General features: G+C 73.1%; 21 protein-coding genes. 6 read left to right on the top strand and 15 right to left on the bottom strand.

The features are described 5' to 3' along the window. The first annotated feature begins 2 nt into the window (after positions 1–2). Entirely contained in the window at positions 3–1,046 is a 1,044-nt protein-coding gene (locus FHU28_RS16970; protein WP_184685357.1) for a polyprenyl synthetase family protein, read from the top strand. Here FHU28_RS16970 and FHU28_RS16965 read toward each other — a convergent pair. The 8 genes from FHU28_RS16965 to FHU28_RS16930 all read right to left on the bottom strand — a co-directional run bounded on the left by FHU28_RS16965 (position 1,043) and on the right by FHU28_RS16930 (position 10,261). Continuing rightward, positions 1,043–2,014: an acetylxylan esterase gene (locus tag FHU28_RS16965; RefSeq protein ID WP_184685355.1), complete on the bottom strand. Its 972-nt coding sequence runs from the start codon at positions 2,012–2,014 to the stop codon at positions 1,043–1,045. The genes FHU28_RS16970 and FHU28_RS16965 overlap by 4 nt on opposite strands. Beyond that, positions 2,005–2,694: an N-acetylmannosamine-6-phosphate 2-epimerase gene (locus tag FHU28_RS16960; protein ID WP_184685353.1), complete on the bottom strand. Its 690-nt coding sequence runs from the start codon at positions 2,692–2,694 to the stop codon at positions 2,005–2,007. Before FHU28_RS16960 ends, FHU28_RS16965 begins: the two co-directional genes overlap by 10 nt. Next, complete coding sequence (locus tag FHU28_RS16955) at positions 2,691–3,620, bottom strand: ROK family protein (RefSeq protein ID WP_184685351.1); 930 nt, start codon at positions 3,618–3,620, stop codon at positions 2,691–2,693. Before FHU28_RS16955 ends, FHU28_RS16960 begins: the two co-directional genes overlap by 4 nt. 2 nt (positions 3,621–3,622) lie before the next feature. Continuing rightward, a complete protein-coding gene (locus FHU28_RS16950) occupies positions 3,623–4,561 on the bottom strand; it encodes a dihydrodipicolinate synthase family protein (RefSeq protein ID WP_184685349.1) in 939 nt (312 codons plus the stop codon). Beyond that, the gene (locus FHU28_RS16945; protein ID WP_184685347.1) at positions 4,558–5,625 is read right to left on the bottom strand and encodes an oligopeptide/dipeptide ABC transporter ATP-binding protein; all 1,068 of its coding nucleotides are present in this window, start codon (positions 5,623–5,625) and stop codon (positions 4,558–4,560) included. Before FHU28_RS16945 ends, FHU28_RS16950 begins: the two co-directional genes overlap by 4 nt. Then, positions 5,622–7,580 carry a dipeptide/oligopeptide/nickel ABC transporter permease/ATP-binding protein gene (locus FHU28_RS16940; protein ID WP_184685345.1) on the bottom strand — a complete coding sequence of 653 codons (1,959 nt, stop codon included), beginning with the start codon at positions 7,578–7,580 and terminating at the stop codon, positions 5,622–5,624. The genes FHU28_RS16945 and FHU28_RS16940 overlap by 4 nt, the downstream gene beginning before the upstream one ends. Further along, positions 7,580–8,536: an ABC transporter permease gene (locus FHU28_RS16935; RefSeq protein ID WP_116510352.1), complete on the bottom strand. Its 957-nt coding sequence runs from the start codon at positions 8,534–8,536 to the stop codon at positions 7,580–7,582. The genes FHU28_RS16940 and FHU28_RS16935 overlap by 1 nt, the downstream gene beginning before the upstream one ends. Positions 8,537–8,638: 102 nt before the next feature. Continuing rightward, complete coding sequence (locus FHU28_RS16930) at positions 8,639–10,261, bottom strand: ABC transporter substrate-binding protein (protein ID WP_184685343.1); 1,623 nt, start codon at positions 10,259–10,261, stop codon at positions 8,639–8,641. 138 nt (positions 10,262–10,399) lie between these two features. Here FHU28_RS16930 and FHU28_RS16925 point away from each other — a divergent pair, with 138 nt between their 5' ends. The 5 genes from FHU28_RS16925 to FHU28_RS16905 all read left to right on the top strand — a co-directional run bounded on the left by FHU28_RS16925 (position 10,400) and on the right by FHU28_RS16905 (position 15,778). Further along, positions 10,400–11,131, top strand: coding sequence for a FadR/GntR family transcriptional regulator (locus tag FHU28_RS16925; protein ID WP_184685341.1), 732 nt, complete (start codon positions 10,400–10,402; stop codon positions 11,129–11,131). Between the two features lie 117 nt (positions 11,132–11,248). Then, complete coding sequence (locus FHU28_RS16920; protein WP_184685339.1) at positions 11,249–12,205, top strand: hypothetical protein; 957 nt, start codon at positions 11,249–11,251, stop codon at positions 12,203–12,205. A gap of 58 nt (positions 12,206–12,263) precedes the next feature. Beyond that, positions 12,264–12,755: a hypothetical protein gene (locus tag FHU28_RS16915; protein WP_184685337.1), complete on the top strand. Its 492-nt coding sequence runs from the start codon at positions 12,264–12,266 to the stop codon at positions 12,753–12,755. Between the two features lie 134 nt (positions 12,756–12,889). Next, a complete protein-coding gene (locus FHU28_RS16910; RefSeq protein WP_184685333.1) occupies positions 12,890–13,885 on the top strand; it encodes an ArsR/SmtB family transcription factor in 996 nt (331 codons plus the stop codon). 138 nt (positions 13,886–14,023) lie between these two features. Further along, complete coding sequence (locus FHU28_RS16905) at positions 14,024–15,778, top strand: exo-alpha-sialidase (RefSeq protein ID WP_184685330.1); 1,755 nt, start codon at positions 14,024–14,026, stop codon at positions 15,776–15,778. A 43-nt stretch (positions 15,779–15,821) separates the two neighbouring features. On the opposite strand, the gene FHU28_RS16900 is transcribed toward FHU28_RS16905, so the two are convergent. The 7 genes from FHU28_RS16900 to FHU28_RS16870 are packed head-to-tail and all read right to left on the bottom strand — an operon-like array spanning position 15,822 to position 23,567. Next, positions 15,822–17,414 (bottom strand): amidohydrolase, encoded by a 1,593-nt coding sequence (locus FHU28_RS16900; RefSeq protein WP_184685327.1) that lies wholly within the window; start codon positions 17,412–17,414, stop codon positions 15,822–15,824. Between the two features lie 32 nt (positions 17,415–17,446). Next, complete coding sequence (mnhG, locus tag FHU28_RS16895; protein ID WP_184685324.1) at positions 17,447–17,845, bottom strand: monovalent cation/H(+) antiporter subunit G; 399 nt, start codon at positions 17,843–17,845, stop codon at positions 17,447–17,449. Further along, on the bottom strand, positions 17,842–18,105 hold the full coding sequence (locus FHU28_RS16890; protein ID WP_073829889.1) for a monovalent cation/H+ antiporter complex subunit F: 264 nt from the start codon (positions 18,103–18,105) through the stop codon (positions 17,842–17,844). Before FHU28_RS16890 ends, mnhG begins: the two co-directional genes overlap by 4 nt. Continuing rightward, entirely contained in the window at positions 18,102–18,704 is a 603-nt protein-coding gene (locus FHU28_RS16885; RefSeq protein WP_184685320.1) for a Na+/H+ antiporter subunit E, read from the bottom strand. Before FHU28_RS16885 ends, FHU28_RS16890 begins: the two co-directional genes overlap by 4 nt. After that, positions 18,701–20,272, bottom strand: coding sequence for a Na+/H+ antiporter subunit D (locus FHU28_RS16880; protein ID WP_184685317.1), 1,572 nt, complete (start codon positions 20,270–20,272; stop codon positions 18,701–18,703). Before FHU28_RS16880 ends, FHU28_RS16885 begins: the two co-directional genes overlap by 4 nt. Beyond that, on the bottom strand, positions 20,269–20,736 hold the full coding sequence (locus tag FHU28_RS16875) for a Na(+)/H(+) antiporter subunit C (RefSeq protein ID WP_184685314.1): 468 nt from the start codon (positions 20,734–20,736) through the stop codon (positions 20,269–20,271). Before FHU28_RS16875 ends, FHU28_RS16880 begins: the two co-directional genes overlap by 4 nt. After that, positions 20,733–23,567 carry a Na+/H+ antiporter subunit A gene (locus tag FHU28_RS16870; protein ID WP_184685312.1) on the bottom strand — a complete coding sequence of 945 codons (2,835 nt, stop codon included), beginning with the start codon at positions 23,565–23,567 and terminating at the stop codon, positions 20,733–20,735. Before FHU28_RS16870 ends, FHU28_RS16875 begins: the two co-directional genes overlap by 4 nt. Positions 23,568–23,576 lie beyond the last annotated feature (9 nt).

Here is a 23,576-nt window from a genome sequence, read left to right as displayed (position 1 = left end):
CGATGGCGCCGACCGCGGGGGTGGCCGGCGGGCACGTGGAACGGATGTTGGAGCGCTATCGCGGGCTCGCCCTCGGCGCGCTGCTCGACGACGTGCCCGACGGCGGCCCGCGATACCTCTACGACCTGGTCGCGGAATATCCCCGCCGGTGGGGCAAAGGGCTGCGCGCCGCGTTGTGCCTGGCGACGTGCCGGGCGTTCGGCGGCGGCGACGCGGTGGGCCTCAACGCCGCGGTGACTGTGGAGCTGTTCCACAACGCCTTCCTCATCCACGACGACATCCAGGACTCCAGCGAACAGCGGCGCGGCGGGCAGACGCTGCACGCCGAGTACGGCGTCGGCGTCGCGCTGAACGTCGGCAACATGACGAACCTGCTGGCGTTGCGGCGGCTGGCCGCGAACCGGGCGGCGCTCGGCTCCGGCATCGCCTGGCGGCTGTTCACCGAGACCGAGCTGATGATGCGCCACTCGCTGGAGGGGCAGGCGATCGAGATCGGCTGGATCCGCGACAACGTGTGCGATCTGGACGCGGACGACTACTACCGGATGTGCCTGAAGAAGACGTCCTGGTACACCTGCATCTACCCGTGTCGCACCGGCGTCCTCGTGGCGACCGGCCGGGAGAACGCTGTCGACGTGCTGGACCGCTACGGCTGGTACCTGGGCGCGGCGTTCCAGATCCAGGACGACGCGCTGAACCTCACCGGCGACTACGCCCGGTACGGCAAGGAGATCGCCGGTGACCTGTGGGAGGGCAAACGCACGCTGATCCTGATCGACTTCATGCGGCGGTGCACGGCTGCGGAACGCGAACGGCTCGTGCGGCTGCTGAGCCGGACCCGCGCGCAGCGCACCGACGCCGAGGTGCGCTGGCTGCACGGGCGGCTGCTCGCGTACGACTGCGTGGAGTCGGCGCGGCGCAGCGCCCGGGACCTCGCGCTCGCCGCCCGGCGTGAGGGTGAGCGGGCGCTGGGCGCCGCGGCCGACACCGAGGACGGACGTTTCCTGCTGGAGCTGACCGACTACGTGGTGGAACGTGCCCGTTAGGCGCCCAGGATCCCGCGCAGCCAGGTGAGCTGTTCGCGCTGGTGCGCCGCCTCGCCGCCCTCGTGGTCGTTGAACTCGTACACCCGCACGTCCTTGTCGCCGCCGTAGCGGTGGTAGGCGGCGAAGCAGGTCGACGGCGGGCAGACCTGGTCCCGCAGGGCGATGGAGAACAGCGCCGGCGCGGTCGCGCGGGGCGCGAGCACGGCGGCGTCCAGGTAGGACAGCGTGCGGAACACCTGGTCGGCGCGGTCGCGGTGGAGCGCGAGGTAGTCGACGACCTCGGCGTACGGGCTGTCCGGCCCGGCGACGCGCACGCCCCGGCGGATGTCGCAGAGAAACGGCACGTCCGGCATGACGGCCGCGACGCCCGGGCACAGCGCGCCGGCGGCGAGGGCCAGGCCGCCGCCCTGGCTGAATCCGGTGACCGCCACCCGGTCCGGGTCGACGGCCGGGTGCCGCCGGGCGGCCTCGGCGAAGCGGACCGCGTCGGTGATCAGCCGCCGGTAGTAGTGGTCGGCCGGGTCGGCGACGCCCCGGGTGAGGAAGCCAGGCACGGTGCCGGCCGGGTAGGGGTGCGGGTCGGGCGTGCCGCCGGTGGCGGCGCTCCAGCCCTGACCACGACTGTCCATGATCAGGTGTGCGAAGCCGGCCGCCGCCCAGAACAACTTCTCGTGCGCCAGGCCGCGGCCCCGGCCGTAGCCGAGGTACTCGACCACGCAGGGCAGCGGCCTGTCGGCATTGGCCGGCAGGTGCAGCCATCCGCGTACCGGCTCGCCGCCGAAACCGGGGATCGTGGCGGCGTACGTGCGGATCTGGGTCAGGCCGGTGTCGACCGGCTCGTAGACCGCCGCCTCCGGGTCACCGCCGCCGTCGAGCGTGCGCGCCCAGAACGCGTCCAGGTCCGCCGGCACGTCCAGCTCCGGCCGGTACGCCATGCAGCCGGCCAGGTCGAGGTCGGTCAGCGGCACGACGCGGCCTCCTGTACGGCGGCGGCGAACCAGCCGGTGATCGTGCTGGGGTGGGTGATGGCGGTGCCGACCACCACCGTCCACGCGCCCGCCCGCAGCGCCTGCGCGGCCTGCTCCGGGGTGTGGATGCGTCCCTCGGCGACCACCGGGACGTCGAGCGCGGCGGCGAGCCGGGCGACCAGGTCCAGGTCCGGCCCGTCGCCCTTCGTGGTGTACGCGGTGTAGCCGGCGAGCGTGGTGCCGACCAGGTCGGCGCCCGCGGCGGCGGCGGCGATGCCCTCGTCGAACGTGGAGCAGTCGGCCATCACCAGCGCGCCGGTGCGCTCGTGCACGGCGGCGATCGTCTCGGCGAGCGTGCGGCCGTCGGGCCGGGGCCGGGACGTGCCGTCGAGCGCTACGACGTGTGCCCCGGCGTCGGCGACGGCGAGCGCGTGCTCCAGCGTCGGGGTGATGAAGACGTCGTCGTCGCCGTCCTTCCAGAGCCCGATCAGCGGCAGGTCCACCGCCGCGCGGATCGCCGCGATGTCCGCCAGGCCCTGGGCGCGGATGCCCGCGGCGCCACCGCGGGCGGTGGCGAGCGCGACCCGGCGCATGGTGTCCGGGTCACGCATCGGCTCACCCGGGTACGCCTGGCAGGAGACCACCAGGCGGTGACAGAGCTGGTCGACGAGCGCGTTCATGAGACCTTCCAGGCGAGCGAGGCGGCGCCGAGCAGCGGCGCGTCGGGGCCGAGGGTGGAGGCGAGGACCGGGACGCCGGCCAGGGCGGGCAGCGTCTCGGCGGGCACCGCGTCGCGCAGCGCGCGCCACCACGGCTCGCCGAGGCCGGTGACGCCGCCGCCGACCACCACGGCGGCGGGGTCGAGCACGTTGACCAGGCCGCCGACGGCGGATCCGATCGCCGTGCCGCCCAGCCGGACGACGTCGCGGGCCGCCTTGTCGCCGTCCGCGGCGAGCGCGGCGACGGCCCGCAGGTCGGCCACCGGCCGGCCGGTACGCCGGACGTACTCGGCGGCGAGGGCGGGCCCGGCGGCGATCGCCTCCAGGTGCCCGCGCCGGCCGCACGTGCAGGGCAGCGACCCGGCGTACGCCGACGGCTGGTGCCCGGCGTGCCCGGCCGCGCTGTGCGCACCGGTGAGCACGGTGTCCCCGAGGACGAACGACGCCCCGACGCCGGTGCCGACGGCGACGTAGAGCACCGTGTCGTGTCCGGCCGCGACGCCGTGGCGCGCCTCGCCCAGCGCGTGGGCGTGCACGTCGTTGATCACAGTGACCGGCACGCCCAGGCGCCGGGCCAGGTCGCCCCGCAGGTCCGTGCCGGTCCACCCGGTCAGCACGTCGGTGGCGGACAGCACCAGGCCGGAACCGCTGTCGATGACGCCGGCGCTGCCGACGCCGAGCGCCCGTACGACGCCTGGCGCGTCCGCCCGCAGCTTCTCGACCAGGCCGGCCGCGGTGTCGAGAACCGCAGCGGCGCCGGAGCGGCCCGGCGTCGGCGCGGTGCGCCGGCCGACGATCTCGCCGGAGGCTGTGACCAGGGCGGCGGTGGTCTTGGTGCCGCCGATGTCGAGCGCGGCGACCAGGCCGGTCGTGCTCACCTCAGGCATGGTCAGAGCAGTCCAGCCAGTTCCAGCTGGGTACGCACGCGGCCGGTCTCGGCGGCGTCCAGCGGCCGCAGCGGCAGCGACACCGCGTTGCCGGCGATGACGCCGAGCAGCGCCAGGGCGGTCTTGAACGCGCCGACGCCCCGGGTGGCGCCAGCCGAGGTGGCCGGGTCGGCGGCGTCGACGATGCGGAACAGCCGGGTCAGGCGGTCCTGCTCCTGCCGGGCGGCGGCCCAGTCGCCGGACACGCAGGCCCGGTGCAGCCGCACGTAGCCGGCCGGGTCCACGTTGCCCAGTCCGGGCACCGAGCCGGACCCGCCCGCGAGCATCATCGCGTCGACCACCACCTCGTGGCCGGTGAGCAGACTGAAGTCGCGCTCCGGCGCGTGCTCGGCGACGGCCAGCGCGAGCTGGCGGAACGCGACGTCGTCGCCGCTGGAGTCCTTGACGCCGGCCAGCACGCCGTCGACGGCGAGCCGGGTCAGCAGGTCGACGGAGAGCTTGCTGTGCACGCAGACCGGGATGTCGTACGCCAGCAGCGGAAGCTCGACCGCCGCGCCGACGGCGCGGAAGTGCCGCTCGATCTCGTGCGGGCCGACGATGGCGTAGAACGGGGCGGTCACTACCAGCCCGTCCGCGCCCAGCCGGGTGGACGCCTCGGCCCGTTCCACGACCCGGCGGGTGGTCGGCTCGATGCAGCCGGCGAGGACCGGCACGGCGCCGCCGGCGGTCTTGACGATGGTCTCCAGCGCCAGGTCCCGCTGCCGGTCGGTGAGGAAGACCGTCTCGCCGGAGCTGCCGAGGGCGAAGATGCCGTCGACCCCGGCGTCGAGCAGCCTTTCGACCAGCCGCTCCAGGGAGTGGACGTCGACCTCGCCCTCCTCGGTCAGGGGGGTGACGGCCGGCGGCACGACTCCGGCGAACCGCGGGGCGGGGGTGGTCACAGGTTCTCCTCGACAGACTCGGATGTGGTGCGGCCGGTCGCCGAGGTGGCGAGCGCGACCAGTTCGGTGTTGGCGGTGCCGGCGGGCACCGGGTGGTGGCAGCGGAACTCGTGGCCCGTGCCCGCGGCGGGGCGCGGCGCCGGCATGTCCACGGCGCAGCCGTCGGTGGCGGCCCAGCAGCGGGTCCGGAACGGGCAGCCGCTCGGCGGCCGGGTCGCGGACGGGACCGGGCCGACCAGCGGAATGGGCTCGATCGGCGAGAGCAGGCCCGGCGTGGCGGAGAACAGCGCCCGGGTGTACGGGTGCCGGCCGCCCTCGGGCAGCAGGTCGGCGGGCGTCTGCTCGACGATGCGACCCAGGTACATGGTGACGACCCGGTCGCTGACCCGCTTGACGGTCTGGATGTCGTGCGAGACCAGGACCATGGCCAGTCCGAGCCGGTCCTTGAGATCCAGCAGCAGGTTGAGGATCTGCGCGCGTACCGACACGTCGAGCGCACTGGTCGGCTCGTCGGCGATGACCAGCCCCGGTTCCAGGGCCAGCGCGCGGGCGATGGACACCCGCTGGCGCTGGCCGCCGGAGAGCTGGCTGGGCAGCACGTCGGCGACCGAGCGGGGCAGGCCGACCAGGGCCATCAGCTCGGTCACCCGCTTCTCGCGCTGCTCCCGGGTGCCCCGGCGGTGCACGTCGAGCGGGTCCCGCAGGATGTCGCGTACCGGCATGCGGCGGTTCAGCGACGTGGCCGGGTCCTGGAAGATCATGCCGACGCCGGCACCGATGTGCTCCCGCCGCTCGGCGGCGCTCATCGACCACACGTCCTTGCCGGCGAATGACACCGTGCCGGCGGTCGGCCGTTGCAGGCCCACGAGCACCTTGGCCAGCGTCGACTTGCCGCAGCCGGACTCGCCGACGATGCCGACCGTCTCGCCGGCCCGGATGACCAGGTCGGCCCCGGTGAGCGCGTAGACCTTCTCCCGGCTGAACATGCCGCCGCCGCGCGAGGCGTGCACCACGTGCACGTCGCTCAGCTCGGCGATCGGCCGGTGCTCGGCGGTGGCGCTCATCGGGCCGGCTCCTTCTCGCTGACGGTGACGGCGGGGTGGTGGCAGGCGTACCCGTGGCCGTCCGTGCCCGCCAGGGCGGGCGCGGTGTCCCGGCAGATCTCGGTCGCCATCGGGCAGCGGTCGGAGAACCGGCAGCCCTTCGGGAAGTCGGCCGGTGACGGCACCACGCCGCGGATCTGGGTGAGCCGCTCCGCGCCGGTCTCCAGGGACAGGACGGAACCGAGGAGCCCGCGGGCGTAGTGGTGCGCGGGGGCCTCCATCACGTCGGCGGTCACACCGGTCTCGACGATCTGCCCGCCGTACATCACCACGACCCGGTCGCAGACGTCGCTGACCAGGGCGAGGTCGTGGCTGACCAGGATGAGAGCGAAGCCGAGCCGCTCGCGCAGCTCCAGCAGCAGCGCCATCACCTGGGCCTGCACCGTGACGTCGAGCGCGGTGGTCGGCTCGTCCGCGATGATCAGCTTCGGGTCGCGGGACAGCGCCATGGCGATCACGACCCGCTGCCGCTGCCCGCCGGACAGCTCGTGCGGGTACGCGGCGAGCGTGCGCCGCGGATCCAGCCCGACCAGCCGCATCAGTTCCTCGGCCGAGCGGGTGCCGCCGCGGCGGATCATCTGGGCGAGCTGGGCGCCGACGCGCAGCGCCGGGTTCAGCGCCGACAGCGCGTCCTGGTAGACCATGGCGATCTCACGGCCCATCAGGGCGCGGCGGCCCTTGGCGCTCAGCGTCAACAGGTCCGTGTCCTGGAAGCGGATCCCACCGCGTACCCGGGCGCCCTGCGGCAGCAGGCCCATGACCGCGAGGACGCTCAGCGACTTGCCCGAGCCGGACTCCCCCACCAGGCCGACGACCTCGCCGGGGCGTACGTCGAAGGTGAGCCCGTCGACGATGTCGACGCCGCGGTGGCGGCCCTCGAAGCCGATGGACAGGTTGCTGACCTGGAGGACCGGCTTGCCCTGCGGCAGCGGGCGGGCGCGCTCACGCAGCCGCTGCGCCGCCTCGGCGAGACCGGGCAGCTCGACCACCTCGCCGGTGCCCGGCTGCGCCTGCTCCAGCGCGTCGCCGCTGGTGGTGGACGTGGCGCGGCGTGCGGCCGGGGCGGCCCACGCGTCGGACATGCCCTCGGAGAGCACGTTGAGCGCCAGCACTGTCAGCAGGATCAGCAGGCCGGGGAAGAACGTGGCCCACCAGCCGCCGATCTGCACCATCTCCTTGCCGAAGGCGATGACCGAGCCCCACGAGGAGGCCGCCTCCTGCGGGGCGAGGCCGCCGCCGATGAAGGACAGGGACGCCTCGAAGACGATCGCGTCGGCCACCATGACGGTGACGAAGACGAGGATCGGGGCGGCGCAGTTGCGCAGGACATGCCGCCAGAGGATGTGCGGGCGGCGGGCGCCGATGATCCGCTCGGCGGCCACGTAGTCCTCGCCGTACTGAGACAGCACGTTGGCGCGGACGATGCGCGCGACCGACGGGGTGAACACGAAACCGATCGCGATCACGAGGACCAGCAGGCTGTTCTTGCCGAACGAGATGATCAGCAGCGCGGAGAGCACGATCGCGGGGAACGCCATCACCACGTCGAGGCAGCGCATGACGACCTCGTCGACGGCGGTGCGGCTGCTCCCGGCGAAGGCCCCGAGGATCGCGCCGAGCACCAGCGCGATGCCGGCCGCGCCGAAGCCGACGATCAGCGACCGCCGGGTGCCGGCCACCAGCCGGGAGAAGACGTCCCGGCCGAGCTTGTCCAGGCCGAACCAGAAGTCGCCGTTCGGGCCGGTGAGCGCCGGTCCGAGGCCGGTCTGGGTGGGGTCGTGCCGCAGCAGCAGCGGGGCGAGCACGCCCACCAGGACGATCAGGACGACGAAGCCGAGCGCGAACCGGGCCGCGAGGCCGAGGCGGGCGAAGGCCATGCCGGGTCGGGAGAGCCGGGTGGTGAGGGACCGGCGCATCAGTGGCCTCCGCGCAGTCGGGGGTTGGCGAAGAGGTAGAGGATGTCCACGACCAGGTTCACCACGACGAAGCCGATGGCGATGGTCAGGACGGTGCCCTGGGCGAGCGCGGTGTCGTTCTGCTGGACCGCGCTCATGATCTGGGTGCCCATGCCGGGCAGCGAGAAGATCGCCTCGATGACGACGGTGCCGCCGATGAGGTAACCGATGCGCAGGCCGAGCGCGGTGAGCGGGTTGACCAGCGCGTTGCGCAGCACGTTGCGGCCGATCACCACGCGGGGCGGGAGCCCGGCGCCGACTGCGGTGCGGACGTAGTCCTTGTCGAGTTCCTCGACCATCGACGTGCGGACGATGCGGGCCAGCGAGCAGCCGACCGGGACGGCGAGCGCCAGCGCGGGCAGGGCGAGGGACTGCAGCCAGAGGCCGACCGAGTCGGCGGGGTTGACGTATCCGCCGGTCGGGAAGATCGGGCGGCGGACCGAGAACTCCTGGATGAACAGCAGGGCCAGCCAGAACGACGGCGTGGCGATGCCGGCCATGGAGACGATCCGGATGACCTGGTCGGGCCAGCGGTCCCGGTACAGGGCGGCCGGGATCCCGAGGGCCAGCGCGATGACGAGCGCGCCGACGACCCCGAGCGCGGTGAGCTGGATGGTCAGCGGCAGCGCCAGGGCGATCTTCTCGGCGACCGGGACCGACGGCGGGAACGTCATGCCGAGGTCGCCGCGCACGAGGTCGCCGAGGAAGTGCAGGTAGCGCAGCGGCAGCGGGTCGTTGAGCCCGTTCGCGGCGCGGAACGCCTCGACCTGCGCCGGCGTGGCCTGGTCGCCGAGGACCGACAGCGCCGGGTCGATCGGGGAGAACTGCATGATCACGAAGACGAAGAGCGTGATGCCCAGCACCAGGGGGATCAGCGTCAGGAATCGTCGTGCGACCAGGTTCAGGACGGTCAGCATGGATTCTCTTTCTCGTGGCGGGGCGCCGGGGCGTCCCGTCCGGCCGCACGGGTCACGTGGGCCGGACGGGACGGAGGCGGGGGCGGAGCCCCGAGTGTGGGCTCAGCCGGTCCGGCCGGTGCCCATGAAGTACAGGCCGGTGGTCGACGCGCCCGAGAAGCCGTCGAGCTTGGCCGGGTCGTACGCGGTGACGACCTTGGTGTGCAGGATCGGGTAGAGCGGGACCTCGTCCGCCACCATGTCCAGGGCCTGCTTCCACAGCGCCTTGCGGGCCGCCTCGTCGGAGGTCTGCGCGGCCTTGTCCAGCAGGTCGCCCATGGTCTTGCGGTTGGCGTCGCTCCAGCGGTAACGCTGGCCCGGCCAGGTCTCGCCGAAGTAGTACCAGCGCATCAGCAGGTCGGTGTCGACGCCGAAGACGCTCGGGTCGCCGGTGGCCATGAGCACCCGGAACGTGTCCTTGGGGACGATGTCGCCGTAGATGGCCGAGGACGGCACGGTGTTGAGCGTGGCGTTGACGCCGATCTTCTTCCACTGCTCGATGACCAGCGGGGCGACGTCCTTGACCACCGAGTTGTCGGTGGTGTCGAGCCGGAACGACAGGTTGGTGACGCCCGCCTCCTGGAGCAGGGCCTTGGCCTTGTCCGGGTTGTAGTCGTAGACGGTGCCGGCCTTCTGGTACGCCTTGTTGCCCTCGTCGAGGTAGCTGGTCGCCGGGCTGCCGTAGCCGTTGAGCGCGGTCTTGATGACGGCGTCCCTGTCGATGGCGTAGTGCAGGGCCTGGCGGACGCGCTTGTCGCTGAACGGCGCGGCGGCGTTGTTGAACATGAGGAAGACCTGGTTGAAGGCCTGCTTCACGTCGATCGTGTACTTGTCCTTGAGCGAGTCCACGTTCAGGTACGGCACGGCCTCGATGGCCTGCACACGACCGCCCTGCAGGTCCGACACGCGGGCGGACGCCTCGGTGGTGGTGTTCCACGTCATCGTCTCGACCTTGGCCGGGCGCGGGCCGTTGTAGGTCTCGTTCCTGCTCAGCTTGATGCCGGATTCCTTGGACGCGCTGTCCACCTTGAACGGGCCGGAGCCGATCGGCGCGGTGTCGAACGCCTTGGCCGCCGCCGCGTCACCGGTCTTGGCCTTGGGCACCACCTTGATGACCGAGATCCGCTCGCTGAACAGCGCGAACGGGTACTTCAGCGTGAACTCGACGGTGGCCGCGTCCTTGGCGGTGACGGTGTCGAGGAACGACACGAACCCCTGCATCAGCGGCGGCGCCTTCGGGTCCGCCGGCTTGAGCACGCGGGTGAACGACCAGGCGACGTCCTCGGCGGTGACGGGGGTGCCGTCGGAGAACTTCGCGCCGTCGCGCAGCGTCACGGTGTACGTGAGCCCGCCGGCGCCGGGCGTCGGGTCGCTCTTGGCCAGGGCGTTGTAGGGTTCCCGCGTGATCGGGTCGAGGTCCACGAGACCCTCGAAGACGTGCTGGTTGACAGCGGTCGCCACGGCCGAGGAGGCGTTGCCCGGGTCGAAACCGCTGGAGAGCGTGAACGCCAGGGTGGCCTCGATCGACGTGCCCGCCTTCCCGCCGCTGACCGCGTTGGTCGAGGCGGGACCGCCGCTACAGGCCACCAGCCCGAGGGCGAGGGTCGCGCCGAGGGACGCGACGGCCAGGGGGCGGACGCGGCGGCGCGGAACGCGCCAGCTCCGCGACTTACCGGTGGTGCTCACGTAGATGCCTCCATAGGCTCTTCATGCGCTCGCGTCGCCGCTCACGCTGGGGGATGTGAAGTGTAAGGTGTATGACGTCTGACGTCTGATGCCGGTAGGGTGAGAGTGTCAGATTCGGAAACGAAGGGCAAGGGGCAGATGACGACCATTGACGCCAGTCCGCTACGCGGCGCCGAGCGGCCGAGCCCTCGCCGGCAGGAGGTCGTTACCAGGATCAAGGAGTACATCCTGCGCAACCGCCTCAAGCCGGGCAACCTCCTGCCCACCGAGACGGAGCTGTGCGAGGCGGTCGGCGCCAGCCGCTCCAGCGTCCGCGAGGCCGTCAAGATCCTCTCCGCGCTGGACATCGTCGAGGTGCGCCACGGTCACGGCACGTTCGTCGGCCGGATGTCCCTCAACGCCCTGGTGGAGAGCCTGACGTTCCGCGGCCTGCTCAGCGGCGAGGACGACCACCACGTACTGGCCCAGGTCGTCGACATCCGCCAGACGCTGGAGCAGGGACTGGCGGCCACCGTCATCGACGCCCTGGACGAGGAGCACCGGTCGGAGCTGTCCGCGCTCGCCGACGAGATGCACAGCCGGGCGGCACAGGGCGAGGACTTCCTCGACGTCGACAGGGCCTTCCACCTGAAGCTGATGGAGCCGCTCGGCAACGACCTGCTGGTCCAGCTGACCGAGGCGTTCTGGCAGGTGCAGGCCATCGTCGCGCCCACCCTGCGCACCGAGCCGGAGGACCGGGTGATCACCGCCCAGCGGCACCAGGCCATCGTGGCCGCCCTCACCGCTGGGGACGCGGCGGCGCTGCGCTCGGCCATCGCCGAGCACTACGCGCCCATCCGGGCGAGCATCGCCCGCGCCGCGCAGCCCTGACCCGCCGGGGACCTGTCGTTCGAGCCTGATCGAAGTCCTCTGTCCCGGGGCGCGCCCCGTGCCGAAGCTGTCTTGTGACGGGCGCGTCGGGCGCCCCGGACGGCCGAGGTGGGTGTCATGGCGGATGTGTCGCGACGGGTGCGGTCACTGTGGTACGCCGTCGCGGTTCCGGCCGCCCTCGCGGCCGCGGTCGCCGGGGCGATGGGCGCGAGCCGGGACACCACACCGCCGCCCGACGAGCGCGGCGCGGCCGGACCGCCCGCCGCGAGCGCGCCGGCCGTGTCCGCCCCACCCCCGTCCGCCCCGCCCGCGGAGGTGCTGTACGCCGCCACGCAGCTGCTGATCCGCGACTGCATGCAGCGCCGCGGGTTCCGCTACTGGCCGGTCCCCCGGCGCCCGGTGCCGGAGCTGCGTGAGTTCCCGTACGTCCTCGACGACGTGTCCTACGCCCGCCGCCACGGATACGGCGGCGTCCTGGAACGCCGGCTCCAGGAGGCGATGGCGGCCGACCCGAACGCGCGGTACGTCCGCGAGCTGCCGCCGGAGCGCGGCGCCGCCGCCGTACGCGCGGTCAACGGCGACCCCGGCGAGCCGGACGCCCTGCGCGCGACGCTGCCGGCCGGCGGCGTGCTGCGCCGCAGCAGTCACAGCTGCACCTCGGAGGCGGAGCGCCGGCTCTATCTCGACCTGCCGGGCTGGTATCGCGCCGTCAAAATCACCGACAACCTCGCCGGGCTGCGCGTCGGCCGGGTGCTCGCCGACCCCCGCTACGCCGGCGGCGTGACGGCGTGGCGGCGGTGCATGCGCGCCGCCGGGCACGACGTCGCCGACCCGGCCGCGGCCCGCGCGTCGGTGCCCGAACCGGCGTCCGGCTCCGTCGCGGCCGGCGAGGTCGGGCTGGCGGTGAGCGAGGCGACGTGCGCCACGCGCACCGGGCTCGGCCGGCTCGCCCGGCGGCTCGACGCCGAGCACCGCCGCGCCGTCGAACGGCGGTTCCGCACCGAGGTGGCCGATCGGCTGCGCCTCGAAACCGCCGCGCTGCCGCGGGCCCGCGCCGCGCTGGCCGCCGGCTGACCCACCCCACGACGTCCGTGGCGGACCGCCACGGCAGGACCCGACCGGAGGGAAACCCATGAGAGCAGTACGTGCCGTGCTGGCCACAGTGGTCGCGGCGGCAGCCGCGCTGGCCTTCACCGCCACCGCCGCCCAGGCCGCGCCCCGGCCGACCCCGCACGCCGACACCCAGCGCGCGGCGGCCGGCAGCGGCTACCTGTACGTCAGCCAGGACGCCTACTGGTCGGGCCGGTGGTGCTGGTGGTACAACGCCGACACCAACTGGGACACGATCAACGTCGCCGAGAACGCCAACTGCGACAACAACAACAGGGCCAGCATGCGCAACCTGGCGTCCTCGGCGTGGAACGACTCGAACAGCGGCCGCCCGGTCGCCCTCTACATCCACACCAACTACACCGGCGCGTACGCCTGCCTCGGCGCGGGTGACGCGTGGGACGACCTCACCGGGGCCTGGTTCACCTGGGGCTCCAACCGCGACGGCTACATGGCGAACACGAACGACAACATCGCCTCCCACCGGTGGCGGACGAGCTGCAGCGCCGGCTGAGACCACGACCACGAGGTGGCGGCAGCCGTCCGGCTGCCGCCCCTCTCCGGCTGCCCGGGGTCCAGCTACAGCGATGTACGTCAATGTCATGGATGAGACTGAGCGCGGCGGGCCACCTCGGAACACTGAGCGTCATGGGGACGCTACGCATCCACTTCACGGCCGGGGACCTCAGCCGCACGCGGCTGGCGACCCGGCCCGATCCATTGTGGGAGATCATCTGCAGCCTGCACCGCCTGCAGACCCGCGCCGGGTACGCGGGTTACGACCGCTGGCACCGGCAGGTGCGTGCGGATCTGCAACGAGCCGGCCTGGTCCCGGCGGTGCGTGAGCGACTGCTGCCCGTCGCGCCCCGCAAGCGGTACTTCCCGGACTTCCTGACGCCCAGCCTGGTCATCGACCTCGACGACGGGATCGACCGGATCCTCGGCACCCCGACCCGGCGGATTCGCACCGAGATGGGCCGGATGGTGACCCCGCTCGGCGGTGCCTGGCTGGGCGACCTGGCCGCCGGTCGACTCGCCGCCCTGCACGGCCTCGGCGACGCGCTGCGCGCCTACTTCCGGGTCGCCGTCGCTCCGCACTGGACGGACATCGTCTCCGCCGTCTCCGGCGACCGGGCCCTGCGCGGGGCCCGGGTGCTCGACACCGGCGCCGGGCAGATCCTGGACGACCTGAGCCCGGAGGCGCGCTGGGATCCGCCGGTGCTGTCCGTGAGCGGCTACCCGGAGGACCGGGACATGCACCTCGACGGTCGCGGGATCACGTTGGTCCCCTCGTACTTCTGCTGGCACGCGCCGATCACGCTGGCCGATCCCGGCCTGCCCCCGACGCTCGTCTACCCGGCCCGGCGGCAGCGACCGGAACCGGCGACCGGGAGCCCGCAACGCCGGCTCGGCCCGCTGCTCGGCCACACCCGCGTGGCCGTCCTGCGCGCCGCCGCGGGCGGCGCGACCACCGGCGAGCTGGCCCGGCGGGCCAGCATCTCGCCGGCCACCACCAGCCACCACACCACGATCCTGCGCGAGGCCGGGCTGATCACCAGCCAGCGGCACGGCAACCTCGTGCTGCACCGGCTCACCGCGATGGGCGAGGCGCTGCTCGGCGAGACGCCCGGGCACGACCGCTGACGGCTCCCCGAGCCGGACTCGAGGCGTCGACCGGAACCGATCCTTGACGGCCCGGGGTGAATCCGCCTAGCGTGCCGACATCGGACATCTGACGTCGTACAGATGGTCCGTCCCCTCCCCCGTCACGGAAGGAACCCCGTGTCCCCTCTCCGCGCCATACCGCGCCGAGCAACAGTCCTCGCGGCAGCCGTCCTCGCCCTGCTCACCGTGCTGCCCGCCGGCCCCGCCCAGGCCGCCGCGCCCGCCGGCGTGATCGCCACCGTCAGCGCCGACTGCACCACCAGCCGGCTGCTCCTGCTCCTCGACAACCGCAGCACCGCGGCACAGACCTACACCGTCACCTGGCCCGGACGGTCCGGCTCGCCGTGGACCCGCACGGTCGCCGCCGGCGCCGGCGCCGAGCTGTACTGGACGCTCGCGCCCGGCACCGCGTACACGCTGCGCACGACGACCCCGACGGGCCTGGACGAGACCACCGCCGGCCTCTTCCACTGCGGCACCGGCATGTCCGCGCTCGCCAGCTTCGACTGCACCAACGGCCGCCTCCAGCTCGCGCTGGAGAACCGCACCACGACCGCCCGGGATTTCACAGTCACGTGGCCCGGACGCGCCGGCTCGCCGTGGACCCGGACGATCGCCGCCGGCGGCAACTACCTGCACTACTGGACCGTCGGCGCCGGCGCCCCGTACACGCTGCGGGTCACCGCCCCCGGCTTCGACACCACGCTGCGCGGCGTCACCTCCTGCGACCTGGCCCTCGGTAACCCGCAGATGACCAGCACCACGCTGCTCACCACGCAGACAGTGATCCGCGACCTCAACGGCCCGGGCGGCCGGTACAACGGCACCGTCGCCTCGGTCCGCATCCCCGGCCTGGCGGTCACCAACAACGGCACCGTCATCGCCGTGGCCGACGCCCGGGTGAACGGCTCGTACGACCTCGGCGGCGGCACCAACAACATCCAGATCGTGATGATCCGCAGCACCGACGGCGGCCGTACCTTCGAGCAGCCGCGGGTCATCCACGCCCCGCCCACCACCAGCGAGGGCGTCGGCGACCCCAGCCTGCTCGTGGACCGCGCCACCGGCGTCGTCTACTGCTTCTTCACCTACTCCCCCCGGCCCGGCATCAGCTTCTGGTCCGGCGGATCCGGCCTGAACACCGCCGACGACCCGAACAGCATGCACCTGCGTTACATCACCAGCCGGGACAACGGCGCCACCTGGAGCGCGCCGGTGGAGCTGAACCCGGCGGTCAAGGACCCGACCTGGCGGCAGGTGTTCTTTTCCTCCGGCCACGGCATCCAGACCAGCACCGGCCGCCTGATCCAGCCGATCGCCTACCGGGACGCAGCCGGCACCAGCCACGCCGCGAACATCTACAGCGACGACCACGGCGCGACGTGGCGGCGCGGCGGATCCGCCGGCGGGACCATCAACGAGAGCAAGGCGATCGAGCGCGGCACCGGCGCGGTCGTGCAGAACATGCGGCACAACTCGACCCGCAGCCGCTTCTACGCCACGTCCACCGACGGGGGCGCGACGTTCGGCGCGGCGACGGCCAGCCCGCTGCTGACCGACCCGCTCTGCAACGCCGACGAGATGTCCTACCTGCGGCCCGCCGAGGTCGGCGCGAACCGGGCGCCGGTGCGGACCCGCACGGCGCTGTTCAGCAACAACGGGCACCCGAGCGCGCGCAACGACCTCACCGTGCGGCTGTCCACCGACGACGGCGCGAGCTGGCCGGCGCGGGCGCTGGTGAAGCCCGGCGGCGCCGGCTACTCGACCATGGCGGTGCTGGCCGACGGCACGGTCGGCAACCTGTACGAGGTCGGCGACACCGGCGGCATCTACTTCGCCCGGTTCAGCCTCGGCTGGGTGAAGGGCGCCTGACCGCCGTGTCCCGCCCGGACAGCGGCGTCCGGGCGGGGCACGGTCAGCGCTGCCAGCGGACCACGCCGCCGACCACCGTCAGCGCCACCGTCAGGTCGCGCAGCTCCGCCGGTTCGACCTGGTACGGGTCGGTGGGCAGCGCGATGAAGTCGGCGAGCATGCCGGGGCGCAGCCGGCCCTTCAGGTGCTCCTCGTAGGAGGCGTACGCGCCGGCCTCGGTGAAGCAGCGCAGCGCCGTGTCCAGGTCGAGCCGTTCCTGCGGGTCGACGCCGCCGGGCGGGACGCCGTCGGACTGCTCGCGGGTCACCGCGGCGTGGATGCCGAAGAACGGGTCGGGGTCCTCCACCGGGGCGTCCGATCCGAACGCCACGACGGCCCCGGCGTCGAGCAGGCTGCGCCAGGCGTACGAGGCGAGGTCCCGGCCGGCGAGCATCCGGCTGGTCAGCGGGATGTCGCTGGTGCAGTGGGTGGGCTGCATCGAGGCGATCACGCCGCAGCGGGCGAGCAGTGGCACGTCGTCCGGCAGCAGGTGCTGGGTGTGCTCGATCCGGTGCCGCAGCCGCGCCGCCGGGCCGGGCCCCGCAGAGTCGCGCCAGCGCGCGTACGCCCGCAGCACCATCCGGTTCGCCGCGTCGCCGATGGCGTGCGCCGCCACCGCGATGCCGGCCCCGGCGGCAGTGGCCAGCAGCCGCTCGAACTCCTCGGCCGGGGTGACCGCGATGCCGTGGTTGCCGGGCTCGCCGTCGTACGGCTCGGTCATCAGGCAGGTGTGCGAGCCGAGCGCGCCGTCGGTGAAGATCTTCACCGGTCCGGTGCTCAGCCACCGGTCCCCGTCCCCGGTGGCCCAGCCGCTGTCGATCGCCTCGTCCAGCGCCGTGGCGGGGATCGTCTTGTGCACCCGCAGCGGCAGCTCGCCCCGGGCGTACAGCGTCTCGTAGGCGGCGCGGGCGTCCTGCCCGTCCAGGTCGTGGATGCCGGTCAGCCCGGCGGCGAGCAGCCGGGGCAGGTGGGCGCGCAACTGGGCGACCAGGTCACCGGCGTGCGGGGAACGCACCACCGCGTACGCCGCGTCGGCCGCCGCCTCGCGCAGGATGCCGGTCGGCTCGCCCTGCTCGTCGCGCGCGATCTGCCCGCCGGGCGGGTCGGGGGTGGCGGCGTCGATGCCGAGCCGGGCCAGTGCCGCGCTGTTCACCCAGATGGTGTGACCGTCGATGCTGGGCAGCGCGGCCGGGCGGTCCGGGCAGACGCGGTCCAGGTCGGTACGGGTCGGCTGCACCGGCCGGGTCCACCTGTTGCTGTCCCACCGCCCGCCGAGCAGCCAGGCGTCCGGCGGCAGGGTCGCGGCGCGCCGCGCGATCCGGGTCAGCGCCTCGTCGAGGCTTGCCGTGCCGCGCAGGTCCACCTGGTCCAGCCCGCGTACGTAGGACGCCGAGTGCATGTGGCTGTCGATCAGCCCGGGCAGCACGGCCATGCCGCCGAGGTCGACCCGGCGGGCGCCGCCGCCGGCCCGGTCCCGGCACTCGGCGAGGTCACCGACGGCGACGATCCGCTCGCCGCGGACCAGCATCGCCTCGGCGTACGGGCGGGCCGGGTCGAGCGTGTGGATGCGGGCGTTCTCGTAGACCGTGCCGCTCATGGGGCTCCCTGCCTCGGCGCTCGCGCGCAGTCTCAGGACGTGTGGGCCGGCGACGTCTCCTGCGGCTCACCGGCCCGGTCCGCCCGGATCCGGTCGATGTCACCGGACAGCTCGTCGGTGATCAGCAGGTCCCGCCGGATGTCGTCGTGCGGGTACGCGGTCCGCCCGACCATGTGCGCGGCGACCGGGGCGGTGGCGAGCTGGAACAGGCCCACCAGGACCAGCGTGGTGATGTCCACCCCGGTACGCAGCCGCAACGCGCAGCCGAGCAGCACCAGCAGCAGCCCGAGCACCTGCGGCTTGGCCGCCGCGTGCATCCGCGACAGCACGTCCGGGAAGCGGATCAGCGCGATGCCGGCGGCCAGGGAGAGCAGGGCGCCCGCGATCAGGCAGACGCCGGCGACGGTGTCCAGGATCGTGTCGAGCGTCATTTCGGGTTTCTCCGGGACGCGAAGCGGGCGACGCTCACCGAGCCGACGAACCCGACGAGGGCGAGGACCACGAGCACCGGCAGCGCGGTGGCGTCCCGGCTGTAGGCGGCCTCGGTGGCGATGGCCGCGACCGCGACGGCGAGCAGCACGTCGGTGGCGACGGCCCGGTCGAGGATCGACGGCCCACGGATGATGCGGACGAGGGTGAGCCCACCGGCCGCGACGAGCAGGGCGGTGACGATCACGGCGACGACGGTCACGTCGGTGCTCCTTCCAGCTCGACCGACCCGGACGGGCCGGTGGGTGCGGATCGACGGATCAGGTCAAGTTCCTCGGCCGAGCCGACGGCGGCGACGATGCGCCCCTCCAGCTCCAGCACGTCGCGCCGGAAGCGCTCCACCTCGTCGAGGCTGCGGATGCCGATGACGTGCACGTAGAGGGTGCCGGTGTTCCGGTCGGCCTCCAGGATCAGGCTGCCCGGCACCAGCGACAGGGCTTCGGCGTTGAGGGTGAGGTTGAGGTCGGTGTTCACCCGCAGCGGCACCGCGATGATCGCCGAGTGCGGGTGTTTGGACCGGACGGCCAGCCAGGCGATCTGGACGGACGCGACCACCAGGTCGCGCATGAAGCGGGCCAGGAATCTCAGCAGCGGCACCGGCCGGATCCGTCCGGCGAACGTCACCGGGGGCAGCGGGAAGACCACGAGCAACACGGCGGCGACCACCAGTCCGCTGATCACGTTCGCCCAGCTGAAGGTGCCCCACAGCAGCACCCAGACGGTGACCAGGCCGGTCACGGCGATCGCGCGGTTGCGCCAGCGGTCGCGGGGGGTCAGCGGCGCTTTCGGCTGACTTGTCACGGCGGTCCCTCCGGGAACACGGCCTCCACGTACGGGGCACGGCGCAGCAGGTCGTCGGCGGCGTCGGTGCTGATCTCGAACAGCGGCCCGGCCACCACTGTCAGCGCCAGACCGAGCACCACCAGGGCGGCGGTCGGCACCGTCATCAGCCGGGGCAGCACGGCCCCGGCCGGCGACGCGCCCTCGTGCGGCTGCTCGGCGCCGTCGGTCCGGGCCGCCCGGTCGGCGTCACCGGGCTCCGGCATGTCCGGGTGCGGCGCACGCCAGAACGCCAGGTTCCACACCCGGGCGATGGCGTAGAGGGTGAGCAGGCTGGTCAGCAGTCCACCGCCGACGAGCACCCAGGCCAGGAACCCGCCGTCGTCCACCCCGGCCTGCACGAGGCCGAGCTTGCCGAGGAACCCGGAGAACGGTGGGATGCCGGCCAGGTTGAGCGCCGGTACGAAGAACAGCAGCGCCAGCAGTGGCGACAGCCGGGCCAGCCCGCCGAGGCGATCCAGCGCGGTGCTGCCGCCGCGTCGTTCGACCAGGCCGGCGGCGAGGAACAGCGTGGTCTGGATGGTGATGTGGTGCACCACGTAGAAGATCGCCGCGGACAGGCCGAGCGGGGTGGTCAGGCCGACCCCGAACAGCATGTAGCCGATGTGGCTGACGAGCGTGAACGACAGCAGTCGTTTGATGTCCGACTGTGCCACCGCGCCCAGGATGCCGACCACCATGGTGAGCGCCGCTATCACCATGAGCAGGTCGGCGGTGCGGCCGCCGGGGAACAGCAGCGTCTCGGTACGGATGATCGCGTACACGCCGACCTTGGTGAGCAGGCCCGCGAAGACCGCTGTCACCGGCGCCGGCGCGGTCGGGTAGCTGTCCGGCAACCACGCCGACAGCGGGAACACCGCCGCCTTGATCCCGAACGCGAGCAGCAGCATGCCCTGCAGCACCAGGCGGATGTCGTCGGGCAGCGCGTCCAGGCGGTCGGCGAGCTGGGCCAGGTTCAGCGTGCCGGTGGCCGAGTAGACCAGGCCGATCGCCACCAGGAAGATCAACGACGAGAGCAGGCTGACCACGACGTACGTGGTGCCGGCCCGGATCCGCGTCTCGGTGCTGCCGAGCGTCAACAGCACGTAGCTGGCCACCAGCAGGATCTCGAAGCCGACGTAGAGGTTGAACAGGTCGCCGGAGAGGAAGGCGTTGCACACGCCGGCGGTCAGCACGAGATAGGTCGGGTGGTAGACCGACAGCGGCGTCTCCTCGTTGCCGTCGGCCATGCCCTGCCCGATGGAGTAGACGAGCACGCACAGGGTGACCGAGGCGGAGACCACGAGCATCAACGCGGCGAGCTGGTCGGCGACGAGCACGATGCCCATCGGCGCGGCCCAGCCGCCCACCTCCACCACGAGCGGGCCGTCCAGCGACGACTGGACCAGGAGCAGTGCCGCCACGGCGACGGTGGCGGCGAGCACGATGATGCTGACCCAGCGCTGGGCGCGGGCCCGCCGGGCGAGCAGCAGCGTGAGGGCCGCGCCGAGCAGCGGCATCACCACCGGCAGCGGAACGAGCCAGGTCATCGGCCGCCCTCCGCCTCAGCCAGGACCCGCGCCTCGGGGCTGCCGTCGGCGGGGCCGCCGTCCGCGGTGTCGGCGTCGGACGTGCCGGGGCCCTCGTCCCGGTCGGCGAGTTCCATGATCCGGCGGTCCTCGACGTCGTCCTGCACCTCGTCGTGGCCGTTGAGGTGCCAGCTGCGGTAGGCCAGGGCGAGCAGGAACGCGGTCATGCCGAGGGTGATGACGATCGCGGTCAGCACCATCGCCTGCGGCAGCGGGTCGGACATGTCCTCCTGGTCGGTGGTGCCGACGATCGGCGGGCCACCGGCCCGGCCACCGGTGAGCAGCAGCAGGTTGGCGCCGTTGCCGAGCAGGATGACCCCCATCAGGACGCGGGTGAGGCTGCGTTCCAGCAGCAGCGTGACCCCGGTGGCGAACAGGACGCCGATCACCAGGATGTAGACCAGGTTGGGAATGTTCGGGCTCATACCAGCTCCTCTTCCCGTACGCCGGCCGGATCGGTCTCCTGCTCGTCGTCCTCCTCCTGGCGGTCCATCTCGGCGCCCAGGCTGCGCAGGATGTCCAGCACAAGGCCGACCACGATGAGGTAGACGCCCACGTCGAAGAAGACTGACGTGACGAAGTGGACATGGCCCAGCAGCGGCAGGTGGAAGTCGAGCGTCGCGCTCTGCAGGAACTCGCCGCCCAGCAGCATCGCGGCGACGCCGGTGCCGACCGCCACGAACAGTCCCGCGCCGAGCACGAAACCGGCGTCCACCGGCGCGGCGCCGTTGAGTTCGGTACGCCCGCCCGCCAGATACCGCACCGCGAGCCCGAGGCCGGCGACCAGCCCGGCGGCGAACCCGCCACCCGGCGCGTTGTGGCCGGAGAAGAGCAGGTAGATGGAGAACAGCAGGATGGCGTGGAAGAGCAGCCGGGTGACGACCTGGAGGATCACCGACTGCTGCCGGGAGGTCGCGCCGCTGGTGAGCCAGCGCGGGCGCGACGACTGCTGCCGGCCGGCACCGGGAATGCCGCTGCGCAGGTCCAGGGCGCGGGTGCCACGGAAGATCAGGCTGGCCACACCGGTGGCGGCCACCACCAGCACGGCGATCTCGCCCATCGTGTCCCAGGCCCGGATGTCGACGAGCGTCACGTTGACCACGTTCTTGCCGCCGCCGTAGGACACGGCCTCGTCCGGGAAGTCGACCGAGATCGGCGTGGCCACCCGGCTGCCCGCCGCGACGTACGCCATGCCGGCGGTGACCACGCCGACGGCCACGCCGAGCGCGACGCGGAACTGCCGGGTGGCGCGGATCGGGCGGGCCGAGAACCGGCGCGGCAGGCGGCGCAGCACCAGCACGAACATCACGATCGTGACGGTCTCCACCAGGAACTGGGTGAGTGCCAGGTCCGGCGCGCCGTGCAGGATGAACAGCAGCGCCGTGCCGTAGCCGGTCACCCCGACCAGGATCATCGCGGTCAGCCGGCGGCGGGCGCGCGCGGCCACCAGCGCGGCGACCACGACGACAGCGCCCGCGGCGGCCTGCAACGGCGTGTCCCACAGCTGGAACCGCTGCGCCCAGGGAATGCCGGCCAGCACCGCCCCGCCCGGCAGGATCACCAGCACCAGCAGGATGACGCCGAGGTAGAACGGCAGTGATCCGCGCTGGGTGGCGCCGGTGAGCTCCACCGCCGCACGGTCGACGGCGCCCGCCAGCCGGTCGTAGCCGGTGGCGCCGTCGAACGGCAGCCGGGCGAGGTACGGGCGGCGGCGCTGCAGCAGCAGGAACAGCCCGACGCCGCCGGTGACGGCCAGCGCCGACAGGCCGAGGGCCGGCGTCAGCCCGTGCCAGAGCGCGAGGTGGTAGCCGGGGTCGGCGGTCGGGAACTGGTCGGCGTACGGGGCGAGCACCCGGTCCACCGCCGGGGCGGCGATCCCGACCACGAGGCCGGCGAGGGCGAGCACCGCCGCCGGGCCGAGGAAGGCCGGCTCGATCCGCTCGGGCCGGGTCTCGGGCACGTCGGGCTTGGCGGCGAACGCGCCCCAGAGGAAACGCAACGTGTACGCGACGGTGAGCGCCGAGCCGGCCACCACCCCGGCGAGCACCAGCAGCTCGACGGGTCCGCCGTGCAGGAACGCCTCCAGCGCTGCCTCTTTGGCCACGAAGCCGAACAGTGGCGGCAGGCCGGCCATGGAGGCGGCCGCGAGCCCGGCGACGGCCGCCAGCACCGGCGCGCGGCGGCCCAGCCCGCTGAGCTCGCGCAGGTCCCGGGTGCCGGTGACGTGGTCGACGACGCCGACGACGAGGAAGAGGGTGGCTTTGAACAGGGCGTGCGCCAGCAGCATCGCGGCGCCGGCGAGCGCGGTGTCGCGGGTGCCCGCGCCGAGGATCACCATCAGCAGGCCGAGCTGGCTGACCGTGCCGTACGCCAGCAGCAGCTTGAGGTCGACCTGCCGCAGCGCCGTCCAGCCGCCGAGGAACAGCGTGATCAGGCCGCCGCCGAGCAGGATGGCGCGCCACACGGTGGCCTGGCCGACCGCGGGGCCCATCAGCGCGGCCAGGAACACGCCCGCCTTGACCATGGCGGCGGCGTGCAGGTAGGCGCTGACCGGCGTGGGCGCGGCCATCGCGCGGGGCAGCCAGAAGCTGAACGGGAAGATCGCCGACTTGCTCGTCACGCCGAGCAGGACGAGCACCAGCGCGGTGGTGAGGTACCCGCCCTCCGGCAGGTTCCCGGCGATCTCGGACCACCGGTACGAGCCGGCGTGCTGGCCGAGCATCACGAACCCGGCGAGCATCGCCAGGCCGCCCAGCGTGGTCACGAGCAGCGCCTGCATCGCGGCGCGCCGGCTGGCCCGCTTGGTGGGGTCGCTGCCGATCAGCAGGTACGAGAAGACCGTGGTCAGTTCCCAGAACACGTACAGCAGCAGCAGGTCGTCGGAGACCACCAGGCCGAGCATCGCGCCGGCGAACGCGACGAACACCGCGGCGAACCGGCCGAGGCTCGGGTCGTCGGAGTGGAAGTAGCGCGCGCTGTAGATCAGCACGAGGGCGCCGACGCCACCGACGAGCAGCACCAGCAGCCAGGACAGCGTGCCCATCCGCAGCGCGAGGTCGAGGCCGAGCTGCGGCACCCAGGTGACCGTCTCGACGACCGGCCGGCCCGAGCGCACCTGCCCGGTCCGGGTCAGAGCCCAGACCAGCGCCGCGGCGGGAACGGCGGCCAGCAGGTAGAGAGCGCGTCGACCGACTAGGCGTACCAGCACGGGGGCGATCACGGCTGCGAGCGCATGGACCGCCACCAGAACCAGCACACACACTCC

The sequence above is a fragment of the Micromonospora echinospora genome (genome assembly GCF_014203425.1).
GTDB lineage: Bacteria > Actinomycetota > Actinomycetes > Mycobacteriales > Micromonosporaceae > Micromonospora > Micromonospora echinospora_A.
The sequence above is the reverse complement of the archived record's forward strand: the minus strand, read 5'-3'. Positions and strand labels throughout refer to the sequence as shown.